Annotated in this window: 13 protein-coding genes; 9 read left to right on the top strand and 4 right to left on the bottom strand. The window is 70.8% G+C overall.

Annotation, left to right across the window (positions count from 1 at the left end; translation table 11 throughout):
* Nucleotides 1-5 precede the first annotated feature (5 nt).
* The gene (locus DA075_RS02645) at nt 6-440 is read right to left on the bottom strand and encodes a phospholipase A2 family protein (RefSeq protein WP_244936490.1); all 435 of its coding nucleotides are present in this window, start codon (nt 438-440) and stop codon (nt 6-8) included.
* A 395-nt stretch (nt 441-835) separates the two neighbouring features.
* Here DA075_RS02645 and DA075_RS02640 point away from each other — a divergent pair, with 395 nt between their 5' ends.
* On the top strand, nt 836-1105 hold the full coding sequence (locus tag DA075_RS02640; protein WP_099951882.1) for a hypothetical protein: 270 nt from the start codon (nt 836-838) through the stop codon (nt 1103-1105).
* A gap of 94 nt (nt 1106-1199) precedes the next feature.
* Nucleotides 1200-2426 carry a DUF2254 domain-containing protein gene (locus DA075_RS02635; protein ID WP_099951881.1) on the top strand — a complete coding sequence of 409 codons (1227 nt, stop codon included), beginning with the start codon at nt 1200-1202 and terminating at the stop codon, nt 2424-2426.
* On the opposite strand, the gene DA075_RS02630 is transcribed toward DA075_RS02635, so the two are convergent.
* Nucleotides 2417-4297, bottom strand: a complete 1881-nt coding sequence (locus tag DA075_RS02630) for an ABC transporter ATP-binding protein (RefSeq protein WP_099951880.1) — start codon at nt 4295-4297, stop codon at nt 2417-2419. The two genes, DA075_RS02635 and DA075_RS02630, sit on opposite strands and share 10 nt — an antisense overlap.
* An 83-nt stretch (nt 4298-4380) precedes the next feature.
* Here DA075_RS02630 and DA075_RS02625 point away from each other — a divergent pair, with 83 nt between their 5' ends.
* The 5 genes from DA075_RS02625 to DA075_RS02600 all read left to right on the top strand — a co-directional run bounded on the left by DA075_RS02625 (nt 4381) and on the right by DA075_RS02600 (nt 11558).
* On the top strand, nt 4381-5790 hold the full coding sequence (locus DA075_RS02625; protein WP_099951879.1) for an amidohydrolase family protein: 1410 nt from the start codon (nt 4381-4383) through the stop codon (nt 5788-5790).
* A 79-nt stretch (nt 5791-5869) separates the two neighbouring features.
* Nucleotides 5870-6142, top strand: coding sequence for a hypothetical protein (locus DA075_RS02620; RefSeq protein ID WP_099951878.1), 273 nt, complete (start codon nt 5870-5872; stop codon nt 6140-6142).
* A gap of 108 nt (nt 6143-6250) precedes the next feature.
* Nucleotides 6251-8080 (top strand): dihydroxy-acid dehydratase, encoded by a 1830-nt coding sequence (gene ilvD / locus DA075_RS02615; RefSeq protein ID WP_099951877.1) that lies wholly within the window; start codon nt 6251-6253, stop codon nt 8078-8080.
* A gap of 13 nt (nt 8081-8093) precedes the next feature.
* Nucleotides 8094-9233: a winged helix-turn-helix domain-containing protein gene (locus DA075_RS02610; RefSeq protein WP_276330925.1), complete on the top strand. Its 1140-nt coding sequence runs from the start codon at nt 8094-8096 to the stop codon at nt 9231-9233.
* 666 nt (nt 9234-9899) lie between these two features.
* Nucleotides 9900-11558, top strand: coding sequence for a GMC oxidoreductase (locus DA075_RS02600; RefSeq protein ID WP_108394312.1), 1659 nt, complete (start codon nt 9900-9902; stop codon nt 11556-11558).
* 222 nt (nt 11559-11780) lie between these two features.
* Here the strand turns inward: DA075_RS02600 and DA075_RS35705 are convergent, their stop codons facing one another.
* Both DA075_RS35705 and dnaE read right to left on the bottom strand, forming a co-directional pair.
* Nucleotides 11781-12020, bottom strand: coding sequence for a hypothetical protein (locus DA075_RS35705; RefSeq protein ID WP_123834113.1), 240 nt, complete (start codon nt 12018-12020; stop codon nt 11781-11783).
* Nucleotides 12021-12400: 380 nt separating this feature from the next.
* Nucleotides 12401-15937 carry a DNA polymerase III subunit alpha gene (dnaE, locus tag DA075_RS02595; RefSeq protein ID WP_099951873.1) on the bottom strand — a complete coding sequence of 1179 codons (3537 nt, stop codon included), beginning with the start codon at nt 15935-15937 and terminating at the stop codon, nt 12401-12403.
* A 498-nt stretch (nt 15938-16435) separates the two neighbouring features.
* Between dnaE and DA075_RS02590 the strand changes: the two genes are divergently transcribed.
* Nucleotides 16436-17803 (top strand): glutamate--cysteine ligase, encoded by a 1368-nt coding sequence (locus DA075_RS02590; RefSeq protein WP_099951872.1) that lies wholly within the window; start codon nt 16436-16438, stop codon nt 17801-17803.
* 365 nt (nt 17804-18168) lie between these two features.
* Nucleotides 18169-18600: a hypothetical protein gene (locus DA075_RS02585; protein ID WP_099951871.1), complete on the top strand. Its 432-nt coding sequence runs from the start codon at nt 18169-18171 to the stop codon at nt 18598-18600.
* Nucleotides 18601-18657: the final 57 nt, after the last annotated feature.

Genomic DNA, 18657 nt, shown 5'->3' with positions numbered 1-18657 from the left:
GGCGCCTACTCGTCGTCGTCCTCGTCGATTCCCGGGGCCGGATCGACGTGCCCGACGGGGCGAGCCTCCGGCACCGCCACGGTGGGCCCGGACGCGACCTGCGGGCGGGACGGCATCATTCCGGCCGCGAAGGCGACGAAGCCGGCGGCGTCCCGCAGGTCCCGGGACTGGTGCAGGTCGCGGGAGATCAGCTCCGCCTCCCGCTGCAGGCGGGCGTTGCAGGCCGCCGAGGGCAGCCCGCCGCGGGGCGTGCAGGCGTCGTGCCGGGCGCAGGCCGCGTCGAGGGCATCGATCGGCGGCAGCGGGGCGTTGTTGCCCGGGCCGCAATAATTGCCGTGGATGAGGAGCGCCGGCGGCCGGCCGGTCTGGGCCAGGGCCGGCGCCGCGAGGCCGCAGGCGAGGACGAGCGGAACGGTCAAGCGCATCGTCGGAAAGCGCATGGTCTGGTCCCTCCGGTTACGCCGGCCAACGGGTGCATCCGGCAGCGGTTCCGGTCTTGCGGCCAACCGTCTCGCTTCGGGACGGCGGCAACCCGCGACGGCCTGCCGGATCGCCCTGGTGCACCGGAGTGACGGATGCGAGGTGACCGTGTCGACGAGCGACGTCGAGGCCGTGTTCGGCGTCTCGGGCGATCGCGTCGGAAGGCATGATTGGCTTCGGCCTCGCCGAAGCAGGTGCCACTCGCGGATTCGGCCGGGACGCGGCAGATCGTGTCGGAACGGCGCGGCGGAATCAGCCCCGTTCAAGATCGCCGTGCCGGCGGCCGGTTGAACTCCGCGGTCCGCGCCGGTGTTGGAGGCTTGCCGGCTGCCGCCGGGCGCCAAATGTAGGACCGATGATCGCATTCGATTCCGAGACGCCCAGATCTGAGTCGGCCGGATCCGAGTCGGCAAGCTCTGAGACGGCCAGATCCCGCGAGCCGGCGGATGGCGGCCCGACCCTCGACGCGGCGAGCCGGGAGCGGCTTGGCCGCTACCTCCAGGCCCTCTACGAACCCGTGCTCGACGAAGGGCTCGACCCGCGCCTCGCCGAGCTGATGCGCCAGCTCGACCACGATCGCGCCGAGCAGGAGGGCGCGTCCGACCCGGGCCGGCCGGACCATTGACGACGGGATCATCCATGGCCAGCCCTGCCACCCCGGCAGCTTTGCCCTAGACTTGTCCCGGGGAGCGCGGAGCGCCCCGGACGGGTAGGATCGGATGGGCCGCTGGGCGTGGATGGGAAGGCGGGTCGTCCGCCAGGTCTGGTTTCGCGCGGCGCTGATCAGCCTGTTCGGCGTGGCGCTGGCGGTCGTGGCGGCGCTCGTCGGGCCGCTCCTGCCCGGCGACGTCCACGGGAACCTGGGCCAGGACGCGGTCGGGACGATCCTCCAGATCATGGCCTCGAGCATGCTCGCGGTCACGACCTTCTCGCTCACCGCGATGGTCAGCGCCTACGGCTCGGCGACCCAGCTCGCGACGCCCCGGGCGACGCAGCTCCTGATCGGCGACCCGACCTCGCAGAACGCGCTGTCGACCTTCCTGGGCGCCTTCGTGTTCTCGGTCGTCGGCATCATCGGGCTGCAATCGAGCGTCTACGGCGACAGCGGCCGCGTCGTCCTGTTCTCCGGCACGGTGCTGGTCGTCGCGGTGGTGGTGATCACGCTCCTGCGCTGGATCGGCCACATCACCGCCTTCGGCCGCATGGGCGACGTGATCGACCGCGTCGAGGAGGCGGCCTGCGCGGCGATGGGCGCCTTCGCGGCCGATCCGCGGCTCGGCGGCCGGCCGGCGGCCGCGGTGCCGCCCGGAGCGGTGCCGGTCTTCGCCGAGAAGACCGGCTACGTCACCCATATCGACGTCGCCTCGCTCGGGGGCCTCGCGGAGCGCCACGGCCTCGTGGTCCATGTCGCGGCGCTGCCGGGCACGCTGGTCCACCCGACGCGGCCCCTGCTCCACGTCGAGGGCGATGCCGCGGAGCACGGCGCCGCCCTGTCGGTGGCCTTCGCGATCGAGCGGCACCGGCGCTTCGACCAGGATCCGCGCCTCGGCCTGATCGCGCTGTCCGAGATCGCGAGCCGGGCCTTGGCGCCGGCCACCAACGATCCCGGCACGGCGATCGAGGTCCTGAACGCCCTGTTGCGGGTGCTCCTGCACCTGCCGCCGGACGAGCCGGAGGGCGGGGACCTCGCCGGACGCCCGCCCGTCCACGTGCCGCGCCCGACCCTCGACGACATGCTGACCGACGCGTTCCGCCCGCTGATCCGCGAGGGCGTCGCGGAGATCGAGGTCACGATCCGCCTCGCCAAGACGCTCGCGTCCTTGCGCGCCGCGCGCCCCTACGCCGCGCCGGCCGTCGCCCGCCTCGCCGCGCGCCTGGATCGCGCCGCCCGCGCGGCGATCACCGACGCCGCCGACCTCGCCGATTACGAGGCGGTTCAGCGGTAGCCGGCGGCCTGAAGCTCGAACAGTTCGGCGTAGCGCCCCCCCAAAGCCACCAGCTCGGCGTGGGTGCCCTCCTCCAGCACCCGCCCGCCGGCGAGCACCACGATCCGGTCGGCCCGGCGCACGGTGGAGAAGCGATGCGAGATGAGGAGCGCGCTGCGGCCCGCCGCGAGGTCGGCGAAGCGGCGGAAGACCTCGGCCTCGGCCCCGGCATCGAGGGCCGCCGTCGGCTCGTCGAGGACCAGCATCGCGGCGTCGCGGCGGTAGGCCCGGGCGATCGCCACCTTCTGCCACTCGCCGCCGGACAGCTCGACCCCGTCCTCGAAGCGCCGGCCGAGGCGCTGGTCGTAGGCACCCGGCAGGCGCTCGATCACCGCATCGGCGAGCGCCCGCCGCGCCGCCAGCGCGATGCCGTCCCGGTCCTCCCGCGCGCCGATGCGCCCGACCGCGATGTTGTCGCCGGCCGTGAAGTCGAAGCGCATGAAATCCTGGAAGATCACGCCGATGCGGTCGCGCAGGGAGTCGATGTCGTACTCGGCGAGGTCGCGGCCGTCGAGGAGGATGCGCCCCTCCGTCGGCGCGTACAGACGGGTGAGCAGCTTGACCAGCGTGGTCTTGCCGGCGCCGTTCTCGCCGACCAGCGCCACCACCTCGCCGGCGCCGATCCGGAGCGACAGGTGCCGCACCGCCCAGCGGCTCTCGCCCGGATAGCGGTAGCCGACATCCTCGAACACGAAGCCCTCGCGCAGGCGCTCCGGCACGCTCAGCGTTCCGGAGCGGAGCGTCGGCGCGATGGTGAAGAACGAGAACAGGTCGTCGAGATACTGCGCCTGGCCGAGCAGCTGCGAGGCGCCGAGCAGCAGCCCCTCGACGAGGCCGCGCAGGCGCAGGAACGCGCCGCCCAGGAAGGTGAGGTCGCCGACGGTCAGCGTGCCAGCGAGCGCCTCCCCGGCGATGACCAGGTAGGCGAGGTAGTAGGCGAGCGTGCCCAGCGTCGCGAAGCCGCCGCCGGCCAGCGCCCGCCGGCGGGCGAGGTCCCGGTTCTCGGCGAGCAGCCGGTCGGCGAGGGCGCGGAACCGCTCGGCGAGGTGGCCGGCGAGGCCGAACAGCTTGACCTCCTTGGCGCTCGCCGCGTCAGCGCCGAGATAGCGCAGGTAGTCGGTCTCGCGCCGGTCCGGGCTGCGGCGCCAGGCGAGGCGGTAGCCGCGGGCGTTGAAGTACAATTCGTTGAGGAAGGACGGGATCAGGGCGAGCACCAGGAGCAGCACCAGCCCCGGCAGCATCGTGCCGACCGCCACCGCCAGGGTGAGCGCCGTGACGAGGTCCTGGAGCTGGCCCAGGAGCTGCCCGATCAGGTTCGAGCGCCAGGCGACCTGGCGCCGGGCCCGTTCGAGCCGGTCCTGCACCGCGCTGTCCTCGAACTGCTCGAGATCGAGGGAGGCGGCATGCGCCATCAGCCGCAAGGTGGTGGCGTTGCCAACCTTTTCCGCCAGCACGCCGTCGACATAGGACGTGGCGCGTCCGAGCAGGTCGGAGGCGACCGCGAGCCCGAGCTCGATCCCGACGAGGATTCCGATGTGGTGCAGCCGCGGATCGGCGAGCCAGCCCGACACGGGTGGCGGCCCGGCGCGGCCGGCCACCACGGCATCGACCACGAGCTTGGCGACGTAGAGCATCAGGGCCGGCAGCCCGGCGCGCAGGAGGCGCAAGACCAGGCTGGCGAGGCCGAGGCGCGGATCGGTCGCGAGGGCGAGACGGAACAGGGCGGGGAGGTGGCGCAGCGGCCCGAGCCGGGCGGCGGCGGCGCGGCGCCAGGTGGCGAAGTGGCCCTCGGCGAGGCGGCCCTCGGCGGGGGCCTTCGGGATGTCGGTCATGGAGGCGATATAGCCCGGCCGGCGCCGTCCGGCCCCGCTCTTGCAATCCCGTTCCCGCGAGCGACGCGAGGCAGGAGGACCGGATGCGAGATTCGACGACGAGGTCGACAGGGGATGCGACCCGGGCCGGGGAGCCGGAGGCCTGCGACCTCCTCCTCCTCGGCGGCACGATCCTGACGCTGGACGAGGCCGACACGACCCTCGCCGACGGCGCGATCGCGGTGCGCGACCGGCGGATCGTCGCCATCGGGCCCCGCGCCGCCCTCGCGGCGCGGTTCCGGCCGGCCCGGACGCTGGCTTGCGACGGGCGCCTGCTGATGCCGGGGCTGGTCAACAGCCACAACCATACGCCGCTGATGATCACCCGCGGGATGATCGAGGATCTCGGCTTCGCGCCGATGTTCACCGCCGGCATCCCGCAGGGGCACCGCCTGACCGAGGGCGAGGCGGAAGCCCTGGCGCGGCTCGGCGTCTACGAGATGCTGCGCCACGGCTGCACCACGATCGTCGACTTCTACCGCTACCCCCAGGCTCTCGCCCGCGCCCATGCCGAGCTCGGCACGCGGGCGATCGTCGCCGGCCGGGTGCACGACGCCGACCCGGAGGCGCTGACACAGCGCCGCTACGTCTACGACCCGGCGCTCGCCCGCGAGACCATCCGGGAGAACGCCGACCTGATCGCCGCATGGGACGGGCACGACGGCGGGCGCATCCGCTGCGACTGGGCGCCCCACGCCCCCGACACCTGCTCCGACGCCTGCCTGGCGGAGGTGGCGGGCCTCGCCGCCGCCCATGGCGGCAACGTCCACACGCATCTGTGCCAGAGCCCGGTCGAGGTGGAGCAGGTGCGGGCGCGCTCCGGCCTGACGCCGCCGCAGGCGTTGGAGGAGGCCGGCCTTCTCACCCCCGCCCTCCTGGCCGCCCACTGCATCCACATCAAGGCGCGGGACATCGCCCGGCTCGCGCGGGCCGGGGCCGCCATGGCCTACACGCCGCTCGGGAACGCCAAGACCGGGCGCATCGCCCCGGCCCTCGACCTCGCCGAGGCCGGCGTCGAGATCACCCTGTGCACCGACACCTTCTCGGGCGACCTGTTCGAGGCGATGCGCTGGGGGGTGGCGATGCAGCGGATCCGCCGCGGCGCGCCGGTGCTCGACGCCCGTACGGCACTCGCCTGGGCGACGGGGAACGGCGCGCGCCGCCTCGGGCTGGGGGCGGAGGTCGGGGCGCTGACGGTCGGGCGGCGGGCCGACATCCTGGTCATGAACACCGACGCGCCGAGCATGGCGCCGCTGATCGACGGGTACGGCCTCCTGGTCTACGGGGCCACCGGCATGGATGTCGGCACGGTCGTGGTGGACGGGCGCATCGTGATCGAGGACGGCGTCCTGACGACCGCGGACGGGCCGGCGATCGTGCGCGAGGCGCAGGCCGTCGCCGAAGGCTTGTGGACCCGCTCCGGCCGACGGCCGATCACCTCGGGCGGAGCGTGAGCAGGGCTCAGGGAACTTCGCCGGCCGCGCCGCGTCGACTCCGGACGAAAGCTTCACCGCGTCGCGAAGGACGACCCCCATGCCCGCCCGCCCCCTCCTCGCTTCCCTCCTCGCCCTCGGGCTCCTCGCCCCCCTCCCCGCCCTCGCGCTAGATTCGGTGAGCGAGACCGGCACCGGCGGCGGTCCGGCCTCGACGATCCGGGCGCCCAACACCACCGGGACCGGACAGACCGTGCCGAAGCCAGGCGCCCTCGGACCGGACGCGACCGGCACCGTCACCCCGCGCAACCGCCAGGAGGAGAAGCGCGAGGACCAGATCATGAAGGGCATCTGCATCGGCTGCTCGAAGTAGCGGCGGCCGCAGGCCAGCCCTGCATCGGGGGGCGTCCTGCATTCAGGGGACTTGCGGCGGGCAGGGTCGCGGCGGCATGACGCCGTGGCAGCCTTTCGAAGAGTTCCAATGCCCGCCTATCGCTCCCGCACCACCACCCACGGCCGCAACATGGCCGGCGCCCGCGGCCTGTGGCGCGCCACCGGCATGAAGGACGCCGATTTCGGCAAGCCGATCATCGCGGTGGTGAACTCGTTCACGCAATTCGTGCCCGGCCACGTCCACCTGAAAGACCTCGGCCAGCTCGTCGCGCGGGAGATCGAGGCGGCGGGCGGCGTCGCCAAGGAGTTCAACACCATCGCGGTCGATGACGGCATCGCGATGGGCCATGATGGCATGCTCTACTCGCTGCCGTCCCGCGACCTGATCGCCGATTCGGTCGAGTACATGGTCAACGCGCATTGCGCCGACGCCATGGTGTGCATCTCGAATTGCGACAAGATCACTCCCGGCATGCTGATGGCGGCGCTCCGCCTCAACATCCCGGTGGTCTTCGTCTCCGGCGGGCCGATGGAGGCCGGCAAGGTCCATCTCTCGACCGGGATCAAGAAGGTCGACCTCGTCGACGCGATGATCGCCGCCGCCGACGACCGCGTCACCGACGCGGACGTGCAGGTGATCGAGCGCTCGGCCTGCCCGACCTGCGGCTCGTGCTCGGGCATGTTCACCGCCAACTCGATGAACTGCCTCACCGAGGCGTTGGGCCTGTCGCTGCCCGGCAACGGCTCGGTGCTGGCGACGCACGCCGACCGCAAGCGCCTCTTCGTCGAGGCCGGCCACCTGATCGTCGACCTCGCGAAGCGCCACTACGAGCAGGACGACGCCTCGGTGCTGCCCCGCGCGATCGCCTCGATGACGGCGTTCGAGAACGCCATGACCCTCGACATCGCCATGGGCGGCTCGACCAACACGGTGCTGCACCTGCTCGCCGCCGCCTACGAGGGCGAGGTGCCCTTCACCATGGCCGATATCGACCGGCTGTCGCGCCGGGTGCCGGTCCTGTGCAAAGTCGCGCCGGCCGTCGCCAACGTCCACATGGAGGACGTGCACCGCGCCGGCGGCATCATGGCGATCCTCGGCGAGCTCGACCGGGCGGGGCTCATCGACACGTCCGTCGGCAACGTCGCCGCCGGCACGCTCAAGGACGCCCTGGCGCGCTGGGATGTGCGCCAGACCGGCAGCGAGAGCGTGCGCGAGTTCTATCGCGCGGCGCCCGGCGGCGTGCCGACCCAGGTCGCGTTCTCCCAAGCCTCGCGCTTCGACGAGCTCGACCTCGACCGGGAGGCGGGCGTGGTGCGCGATGCCGCCCACGCCTACTCGCAGGATGGCGGCCTCGCGGTGCTCTACGGCAACCTCGCCGAGGACGGCTGCATCGTGAAGACCGCCGGCGTCGATGCCAGCATCCTCACCTTCTCCGGCCCGGCCCACGTCTTCGAGAGCCAGGACGCGGCGGTCGAGGGGATTCTCGGCGGCAAGGTCCAGGCCGGCGAGGTGGTGCTGATCCGCTACGAGGGCCCCCGCGGCGGCCCCGGCATGCAGGAGATGCTCTATCCGACGAGCTACCTGAAGTCGAAGGGGCTGGGGAAGGCCTGCGCCCTCGTCACCGACGGGCGCTTCTCGGGCGGCTCCTCGGGCCTCTCGATCGGCCACGTCTCGCCGGAAGCCGCCGAGGGCGGGCTCATCGGCCTCGTCGAGCAGGGCGACCGGATCGAGATCGACATCCCGAACCGGCGCATCCACCTCGCGGTCGATCCGGCCGAGATCGAAAGCCGTCGCGCCGCTCAAACGGCCAAGGGCTGGCAGCCTGCCGTACCGCGGAAGCGCCGGGTGAGCGCGGCGCTCCGGGCCTTCGCCAGCATGACCACCAGCGCCGCCCACGGGGCCGTACGGAAGATCTGACCCCGTGGGGATCGTGCGGCTGACGCCTCTCGAAGCTCGCCGGGTCGCCCTGGCGGCTCAAGGGTTCCATGCCGCACGGCCGGCCTTGGCGGGGCACCGCCACCTCGCCGGCACGATCGACCGGCTCGGCCTGCATCAGATCGACAGCGTCAACGTCCTGGTGCGGGCCCACTACCTGCCGGCCTTCTCGCGGCTCGGCGCCTACGACACGACCCTCCTCGACCGGAGGGCCTGGGGCCCGCGGCGCGACCGGCGGCTGTTCGAGTACTGGGCGCATGAGTGCTCGCTGCTGCCGCTCTCCCTCCACCCGCTGCTGCGCTGGCGCATGGCCCGGGCCGACCAGGGCCAGGCCGGCTATACCGGGATGCGGGTCTTTGCCGGCGAGCGTCGGGCGGAGGCGATGGCGTTGCTCGCGCGCCTGCGCGACGAGGGCCCGCTGGCGGCCTCCGACGTCCAGACCGGCCGGGCCGGCTGGTGGGAGTGGAGCGAGCCCAAGCGGATGCTCGAATGGCTGTTCTACGCCGGCCACGTCACCACCGCGACGAGACGGCGCAGCTTCGAGCGCGTCTACGACCTCACCGAGCGGGTGATCCCGCCGGACATCCTGAACCTTCCGGACGTGCCGGAGGCGGAGGCGCAAGCCCAGCTCGTCGCCCTCTCCGCCCGGGCGCTCGGGATCGCGACAGTCGCGGAACTGCGCGACTATTTCCGCCTCGACGCGTCCGATGCCGCGGTGGCCATCGCGCGGCTCGTCGAGGACGGCACCCTGCTCCCGGCGGACGTGCCCGGCTGGCCCCCCGCCTACCTCCACCGCGACGCGAAGTCCCCCCGCCGCGTCAACGCCCGGGCGCTGCTCGCGCCCTTCGACCCCCTGGTGTGGGAGCGCGCCCGCACCGAGCGCCTGTTCGGCTTCCGCTATCGTATCGAGATCTACACCCCGGCGGCCAAGCGGCAGCATGGCTATTACGTGCTGCCGTTCCTGCTGGGGGAGGAACTGGTGGGGCGGGTGGACCTCAAGGCGGACCGGGCGGGGTCGCGGCTTGTCGTGCATGCGGTGCATTGGGAGAAGGGGGCGCCGGAGGGTGCGCGACAGGGGTTGGAGGGGGAGCTGGGGGTTTTGGCGGGGTGGTTGGGGTTGAGAGAGGTGAGCTAGGTTCTGTCGCCTCATCGGCCGTAGGAGACCGATAGTCGAATCCGGCTGCCTCGACCAGGAAGCAGCGGAATCATTGCGTTCATCATGCAATGACCGACAGAGGTTTCTTCTCGATCATGGAGGGACCTGCCGCGGGCGCATGACCGCTCCGAGTGGATCGCGAACGTCCGCAGATGGTCGCTCCCACGCCGCAAATCCCGTTCGCGGATCCGGAATGCGCCGCATGATCGTCTCGGTCGGCCTCGCCTCCTCGGACCGGGATACCGTCATCGTCCGGCAGATGCCGTGGACCGTCCTGCCGCCGGCCCGCCTGGAAAAAGACGAAGCGATCCCTGCGAACGCGACGCCCCGGCCGAGCACGGGATCCTCCGGGCCCACGAGGCTCCGGAACATCTCATCCAGCTTCGACTTATCAGTCTTCCCGTGATGGAGAACCGCTTTTCAACTAAAAAAAATACAACAAATTAGATATGCACATTTTAAATCAATTACCAAATTAGGATGAATCTCTGAACTAAAGTGGTATTTGCTGTCTTCTTCCGCGCCAAAAGATTCCTAACATAGCTAAGTTTCACCAAATCTGAATTTGATGAAATTTCAAAATCGTTTTCTTTGTCTAGCTGTCCGCTGGATGGCGACACACTCATCATTGCCGGAGCAGCGGTCATGATTATCGATCATTGTGAAGGACTGGAGCAGTCGCGTCACGACGTCTGTATCATCGGGTCTGGACCGGCCGGCCTGTCTCTCGCCCTGGAGTTGCGGCGGCTCGGCCTTTCCGCCCTGGTGCTGGAATCGGGCGGGCTGCAAGCCGAGCGGCCCATCCAAGACCTGTCCGGGGCCGAGCTCGCGGATCCGGCCCGCCACGACGACATGACCATTGCCGTGGCGCGCCGCTTCGGCGGCACCTCGAACCTGTGGGGCGGGCGTTGCCTGCCCTTCGATCCCGTCGACTTCCGCCCTCGGCCCGGCATGCCCGACTGGCCGATCACCCTCGCGGATCTCGCCCCCTTCCTGCCGACCGCCTGCCGCGTCGTCTCCTGCGGCGAGCCGGTCTTCGAGGCCCCCCTCCCCGGCATCCGCGCCAACGACGACGCCTTCACGTTCGAGAGCCTCGAGCGCTGGAGCGGACGGCCCCGGGTGCAGGTGTCCCACGCCGACACCCTCGCCGCCGACCCGGACATCGACATCCGGCTGCACGCGACCGTAGTCGACGTGCTGTTCGACGAGGGCGGCGCGGCCCGCGCGGTGGTGGTGGTGCGGCCCTCCGGCGAGCGCAGGACGGTGCCGGTCACGCGGCTCGTGGTGGCGGCCGGCGGCCTCGAGACCACGCGCCTCCTGCTCAGCCTGCAGCGGCGCCGGCCACAGATGTTCGGTGGGCCCGACGGGCCGCTCGGGCGCCACTACATGGGCCACGTGATCGGCGAGATCGCCGACATCACCTTCGCGTCGGAAGCCCTCGACACCGCCTTCGCCTTCGCGCGCGACGACCAGGGCTGGTACGTGCGCCGTCGCTTCGTGCCGAGCCCGGCCCTGCAGGCCGAGCACAACCTCCTCAACGTGGCGTTCTGGCCGGTCATCCCGAGAATGGCCGATGCCGGCCACGGCAACGCGCTCCTGTCGCTGGCCTTCCTGGTCCTGTCCTTCGATCCCGTCGGCCGCGCCTTGCTGCCGGAAGCCCTGCGGGTGCGGCACGTGCCGAAGGCCGTCGCGCGATGGCCGCATCTGCGCAATGTCGGCCGCGATCTGCCGGCGGCGGTGGTCGCGGGCGCGCGGGTGGTCTGGCAGCGCTACGGTGCCGCGACGCGGCTGCCCGGCTTGTTCGTGCGCAATCCCGGCTGGCGCTACGGCCTGTCCTACCATTCCGAGCAGTCGCCCTGGGCCGAAAGCCGCGTGCGGCTCGACGACCGGATCGACGCGACCGGGCTGCCGCGGCTGCACATCGATTACCGGGTGCACGAGAACGACGCCCGCGCGGTGGTGCGGGCCCACGACCTGTTCGCGGGCTGGCTCGCCCGAACCGGATTCGGCCGTCTCGACTACCGTCAACCGGCGGAGCAGAACGTCGAGGCCGTGATGCGGTTGTTCGGCCACGGCACGCACCAGATCGGCACCGCCCGGATGGCCGACACGCCGGAACGCGGCGTCGTCGACCGCAACCTGCGGGTGTTCGACACGCCCAACCTGTACGTCGCCAGCGCCGCCGTCCTGCCGCGCTCGGGCCAGGCGAGCCCGACCCTGACGGTGGTCACGCTCGCCACGCGTCTGGCTCACCACATCGCGGCGGAGAAGGCGCGGCTGGGCGCCCTGCGGTCTGCCGCTTGAGCCGGCAGGACCTCGACCACCATCGAACGCCGAGCCTGATGCCGAGCCGAGACGTGTCATGACCGTCTCGTCGAGGCGCCACCCGAGCTGGCGCCTTGTCCGACGACATGGATGTCGGTTCATCGCGGACCATGCGGCACAGCCGCAGCAGCGATCACGTGGCGGTGCCCGGAAACCGCAGGCCGAACATCGGCCCGATCTCTTTTGATTTCTATTTATAGACTATGGCAATATATGATATGACTTCTCAAGATTTTCAATGAAAAGTGCGATATATTTCGCGAGGACGGCATGTTCCGTGCCTGACATATTTATTGTTTCTACGTCAAATCCAAGCGGTTCTGAGCCGGCGCTTTCGTATAAAAGCTCAAACTTGATCAATTTTTTACCTATAGGCTGCTCGCGAATATGCGCAATGACCATGCTTTCGATTTCAGGCCATGTCTTGTATTCCGGTGGCATCGGCGCACCCCCGATTCAAAAATTGAAAATATCATCATAAATTAACGGCAACACTCTCAAAATTTAACAGTCGAATCGCACCGTCGCACCTTGCGGTCAGGGCCTCCACTGCGGTGCAGCGTCCGGCCGTCGTGAGCGGGAGAACCGGACACGTGGTCCGGAGACACAGCGCCACGGGGCCCGGAGCGGCCGCAGCGCCTCGCGTCGCGTCCGGCGCGCCGGACGCCCCGCGGCGATGGATCGACGGGAGCGTGATGGCCGCCGTCGCGAGTTCCGCCATCGCGCGTCAGGCCGCTGGTCCGCCGGCCGGGCGCGAAGGTGAGGAGGCAGAGCATCGCCGCGGCTGATGGGCCGCCCCGGGATCCCGGGGCGCCCTCCCCTCAACTCACCTCCACCTGCACCACCCCGGGCACCGCCCGGAGCGCCCCCGCGATCTGCGGCGTCGCCTGGTACTTGCCCCCGAGCTTCACCTCGACCTCCCGCTCACCCCCGTCGAGGATCAGGATCAACGACACCTCCCCCTCCCCGCGCACCTGCAACCGCTGCTGCACGCTGGAGATCGGGCGCTCGTCGCGCAGGTAGATCCGCATGCCCTTCTGGTGGCGGGAAGCGGCCTGGTCGAGGGGTTCGCAGGTCTGGATGCGGGCGCGCACGTCCTCGCCCTCGGTGCTGGCCTGGAGCTGGAGCACAAGGGCGGCGCCGGGCTCCAGCATGTCGCGGTAGTGCTGGAGCCCTTCCGAGAAGATGATCGCCTCGAAATGGCCGGTCTGGTCGGAGAGGGTCACGATGCCGAGCTTGTTGCCGGTCTTGGTGCGCCGCTCGGAGCGGTCGAGCACGCTCGCCGCGACCCGGCCGACCGTGGAGGTGCCGGCGCGGACCGAGCGGCAGAACTCGGCCCAGGTCTGGACCCGGAGCTTCGTCAGGAGGTCGCCGTACTCGTCGAGGGGGTGGCCCGAGAGGAAGAAGCCGACCGCGTCGTATTCGCGCTTGAGCCGGTCGGCCATCGGCCAGGGCTCGTGGGCGGGGATGCGCAACGACACCTCGGCCGCCGCGACGCCGCCGAACATGTCCACCATGCCGACGGTCTCGGCCTCGGCCGCGCCCTGGGCGAGCCGCATCATCGGCTCGACGGCGGCGAAGGCCTTGGCCCGGTCGGGCTCGATCGCGTCGAGGGCGCCGGCCGCCACCAGGCTCTCCAGGGTGCGCTTGTTGACGAGCTTCGGGTTGAGGCGCCGGGCGAAGTCGCCGAGGTCGCGGAACGGCGTCTCGCCGCGGGCCTGCACGATCGCCTCGACGGCGGAGCGGCCGACGCCCTTGATGGCGGCGAGCGCGTAGCGGATCGCGCCGTCATGCACCTCGAAGGTGACGCCGGAGCGGTTCACGTTCGGCGGCTCGACCTTGATGTTCAGGCGCTGCGCGTCCTGGCGCAGTTCGGCGAGCTTGTCGGTGTTGTCGATGTCGAGCGACATCGAGGCGGCCAGGAACTCGACCGGGTAATTCGCCTTCAGGTAGGCTGTCTGGTAGGTGATCAGCGCGTAGGCCGCGGCGTGCGACTTGTTGAAGCCGTAATCGGCGAACTTGGCCAACAGGTCGAAGATCTCGTTGGCCTTGCCCTTGTCGAGGCCGCGCTCGACCGCACCCTTCACGAAGCGGTCGCGCTGGGCGTCCATCTCCGCCTTGATCTTCTTGCCCATGGCGCGGCGCAGGAGATCGGCGTCGCCGAGCGAGTAGCCGGCCAGGACCTTGGCCACCTCCATCACCTGTTCCTGGTAGACGATGATGCCGAAGGTCTCGGCGAGGATCGGCTCCAGCTTTTCGTGCGGGTACCAGTTCTTCTCGTTGCCGGCGTCGCGGCCGAGCTTGCGCTCGCAATAGACCGGGATGTTGGCCATCGGGCCCGGGCGGTAGAGCGCCACCAGGGCGATGATGTCCTCGAAGCGGTCGGCGCACATCTCGACCAGCGCCTTGCGCATGCCGGCCGATTCCACCTGGAACACGCCGACCGTCTCGCCCTTGCGCAGGCGCTCGTAGGTGAGCTGGTTATCGATCGGCAGCGAGGGTAGGTCGACCTCGATGCCGCGCAGCTTCAGCAGGTCGGTCGCGGCGCGCAGGACCGTCAGGGTCTTGAGGCCGAGGAAGTCGAACTTCACCAGCCCTGCCTGCTCGACCCACTTCATGTTGAACTGGGTCACCCGCATCCCGGTCTTCGGATCGCGGTAGAGCGGCACCAGCTCTTCGAGCGGCCGGTCGCCGATCACCACGCCGGCGGCGTGGGTCGAGGCGTGGCGGTGCAGGCCTTCGAGCTTCCTGGCGATGCTCATCAGGCGGGCGACGACCGGCTCCTCCTCGATCGCGCTCTGGAGCTTCGGCTCGCCCTCGATCGCCTGGGCCAGGGTCACGGGGTTGGCCGGGTTCTGCGGCACCAGCTTCGTCAGCTTGTCGACCTGGCCGTAGGGCATCTCCAGCACCCGGCCGACGTCGCGCAGCACGCCGCGGGCGAGCAGCGTGCCGAAGGTGATGATCTGCCCGACCTGGCCCTCGCCGTAGCGCTCCTGCACGTAGCGGATCACCCGCTCGCGGCCCTCGACGCAGAAATCGATGTCGAAATCCGGCATCGAGACGCGCTCGGGATTGAGGAAGCGCTCGAACAGCAGGCCGAAGCGGATCGGGTCGAGGTCGGTGATGAGGAGCGACCACGCGACGAGGGAGCCGGCGCCCGAGCCGCGGCCCGGCCCGACCGGAATGTCGTGCTCCTTGGCCCACTTGATGAAGTCCGAGACGATCAGGAAGTAGCCCGGGAACTTCATGTTGGTGATGACGCGGATCTCGTATTCGAGCCGGTCGCGGTAATCCTTCTCCGTCAGGCCTTCCGCCGGGCCGTGCTGGCGCAGGCGCTCGGTCAGACCTTCTTCCGCCTGACGGCGCAGCTCGGCCGCCTCGTCGGGGGCGATGGCCTGCGCCACAGCCGTCGTCGCGGCAGCGACCTGCGCCTGCACGGCGGCGCCCTCCGGCGTGCCCTGCGACGGGGTGGTGAGGCTCGGCGCGCCGAAGCTCGGCAGGATGGGCTTGCGGGTGCGCGCCCGGTAGGCGCAGCGCATCGCGATCTCGACGGTCGCCTGGAGCGCGTCGGGCAGGTCGCGGAACAGGTCGGCCATCTCGGCCCGGGTCTTGAAGGCGTGGCGCGGGGTCAGGCGCCGGCGCTTGTCGTCGGAGACGAGGCGGCCCTCCGCCACGGCCAGCAGCGCGTCGTGCGCCTCGTAATCCTCGGGCTTGGCGAAGTAGGGCTCGTTCGTCGCCACCAGCGAGAGGCCGTGGCGATCGGCGAGGCGGATCAGCTCGCCCTCGACGGCGCGCTCGTCGGGCAGGCCGTGGCGCTGCAGCTCGACATAGAGGCGGTCCTCGCCGAAGGCCGCCTTCAGGGTCTCGAGCCGGGCCAGCGCCAGCTCGGCCCGGCCGGCGCGCAAGGCGGCATCGATGGGACCGCCCATGCCGCCGGTGAGCGCGATCAGGCCGCCCGCGCATTCGGTGAGCGCCTGAACGGAGACCCGCGGCACCTCGCCGAGGGCGTTGTCGAAATAGGCCCGGCTCGCCAGGCGCAGGAGGTGGCCGTAGCCGGTCTCGTCCTTGGCGAGCAGCACGATGTGCGGATGCGCGGCGTTGAGCTTCGCCCCGGCCTCCGGCGGCTCGAAGGCGACGCTCAGCTGGATCCCGGCGATCGGCTGGATGCCGGAGCCGGCCGCCTTCTCGGAGAATTCGAGCGCCCCGAACAGGTTGTTGGTGTCGGTGAGCGCCAGCGCCGGCTGCCGGTCGGCGCCCGCGGCCTTCACGAGGTCGCCGATCTTCAGCGCGCCCTCGAGCAGCGAGTAGGAGGAGTGGACGTGCAGGTGGACGTAGCCGACGGGCTTCAGGATCTGCAAGGCGACTCGCTCCTCGTGAGCGCGCCAGGATTCCCGGCAGAGCTTGAGGAGTCACCCCTGAATCACCGCCGCTCCACCGCAGAATCGATGGAACCGCCCTGGCCGTGGCCGCGCCGCAACGGCCGCCCGTCAATGCATCGGCGAGAGCGCCACCGCCCACAGGGCGATCGCGCCGGTGAGCAGGCCCATCGAGGCGACCTCCGTGACAGCGAGGAGGATCTTGCGTATGTTCATGGTCTGTCCCCTTTCGTCGGGTGTATGTTTGTTCTTGTTTTGTTCCGTGTCAAAGGGGGTCCGCGCCGGATCCGGTCGATGTGGTGAACGGTTGGTTGACGGGGCCGGGCTCGGCCGGGAACCATGATCCAGCGACATGGATCTCCGGGGTATGGGGCGACCGCGTTGCGGCTCGATCGTCCACGGCCTATCTAGGCGCAACCTTGACGGTGGGTCGCCGGCCCGCCGGGAGTCATCGTTTTCGTTCTAAGCACGAGGTGGCGCATGGCGCGCGACGTGTCCGACGCGACCCCGCTCGACGCGCGGTCCGAGCTGATCGAGTGGTTCGCGGCCGGCGAGAAGCCGCACGACGCCTTCGCCATCGGCACCGAGCATGAGAAGGTCCCGTTCTACCGCGCCGACCTCTCGCCGGTGCCCTACGACGGCGAGCGGGGCATCTCGGCCCTGCTGGACGGCCTGCGGGCGATCACCGGCTGGGAGACGATCGAGGATGCGGGCCGGGTGATCGGCCTGTCCGCCACCGAGGGCGGCGGGGCGATCTCGCTCGAGCCTGGCGGCCAGTTCGAGCTCTCGGGCGCCCCCCTGCCCGACGTCCACGCCACCGCCCACGAGCTGAGCCAGCATCTCGACGCGGTGCGCCAAGCGGCCGACCCCCTCGGCATCGGCTTCCTCACCCTCGGCATGAGCCCGAAATGGACGCGGGAAGAGACGCCCGTAATGCCCAAGAGCCGCTACCGCATCATGAAGGGCTACATGCCCAAGGTCGGGTCGCTCGGCCTCGACATGATGCTGCGGACCGCCACCGTGCAGGTGAACCTCGACTTCTCGTCCGAGGCCGACATGGTGACGAAGATGCGGGTCGGCCTGGCGCTGCAGCCGGTGGCGACGGCGCTCTTCGCCAACTCGCCCTTCACCGACGGCAAGCCGAACGGCTTCCTGTCCCGGCGCTCCGAGATCTGGCGCGACACCGACCGCGACCGCACCGGCATGCTGCCTTTCGCGTTCGACGACGGCTTCGGCTACGAGGCCTATGCGGACTGGCTCCTCGACATGCCGATGTATTTCGTCAAGCGCGGCGAGACCTATCACGACGTCAGCGGCGCCTCGTTCCGCGACCTGATGGAGGGGCGGCTCGCCACCCTGCCGGGCGAGCGCGCCACCGTCTCCGACTGGGCCAACCACGCCTCGACCGCCTTCCCGGAGGTGCGGCTGAAGCGCTTCCTCGAGATGCGCGGCGCCGATGTCGGCGACGCCAACATGATCGCCGCGCAGTCGGCGTTCTGGGCCGGGCTCTACTACGATCCCGCCGCCCTCGACGGCGCCTGGCAGCTGGTGCGCGAGTTGACGGCGGAGGAGCGCGAGACGATGCGGGCCGAGGTGCCGCGCCTCGGCCTCGACGCGCCGGCCGGCAAGCGGCGCCTGCGGGAGCTCGCCCGCGACGCGCTCGCGCTGTCCGAATCGGGCCTGCGGGCGCGGGCCCGCCGCGACGCGCAGGGGCGCGACGAGACGCTCTACCTCGCCCCGCTCCAGGCCATCGCCGCCTCGCGGACCCGGGCCGAGGACCTGCTCGCGCTCTATGACGGGCCGTGGAACCGCTCGGTCGATCCGGCCTTCGCGGCCTGCGCGTTCTGACGATCCGTTCGTCCCGCGGGCCGGCTCCCAGCTCCTCCCTCCGTCGCCCGCGACCGCAGGGCGGCTTCGGCCGAGGGCGGAGGATCGATCGAGAGGCCGGCCGGCAAGGCGCCCGGGCTATCGCATCCGCCCCGGCCGATCCCTTGGTCGCGCGAACGGCGACAGCGGCATTCCGGCGAATGCTCAAGCTTATCTGACCGCGCCGCACAATCGAGCCGTGTGCGACCACGCACCCGGCGCAGCACAAGCGTAGCCGCTACCGATTGACGGTCCGTCAATTCGCGCCGAATCTTGGAACAGAGGCCGGTCCTTGGCCGTTCTTGAGGCCTACGGGACATCGTCCTCACACGATCGGAGACATCTTCATGTCGCGCATCACCACTCTCGCCCTCGCGGCCGGCGCCGCTGCCGCCCTGACCGCCGGCACCGTCGGGGCGCAGGCCGCCCCGCTGCCGGCCGCCACCTCGGCGGCCATCGCCGGCTCGGGCGCGACCGTCGACCAGGTGCGCTGGCGCGGCGGCGGCTATTACGGCGGCGGCTACCGCGGCTATCGCGGCTACGGCTACCGTCGCGGCATCGGCGCCGGCGGCGCGCTCGCGGCCGGTGCGGCCTTGGGCATCATCGGGGGCGCCATCGCGGCGGGCTCGGCGTCGTCCTACGGCTACGGCTACCCGGCCTATGGCGGCTATTACGGCGGCGGCTACGCCCCGGTCGGCGGCTATGGCTACGGCTACGGCTATCCGGCCTACGGCTACAGCTACCCGGCCTATGGCGGTTATTACGGCTACGGCTACTGATCGGCGGGACCGCCTGAACTGACGGAAGCCCGGCGCGGGACGCCCCCGCGCCGGGCT

Origin of the sequence: Methylobacterium currus (assembly GCF_003058325.1) — a bacterium.
Lineage (GTDB): Bacteria > Pseudomonadota > Alphaproteobacteria > Rhizobiales > Beijerinckiaceae > Methylobacterium > Methylobacterium currus.
The sequence above is the reverse complement of the archived record's forward strand: the minus strand, read 5'-3'. Positions and strand labels throughout refer to the sequence as shown.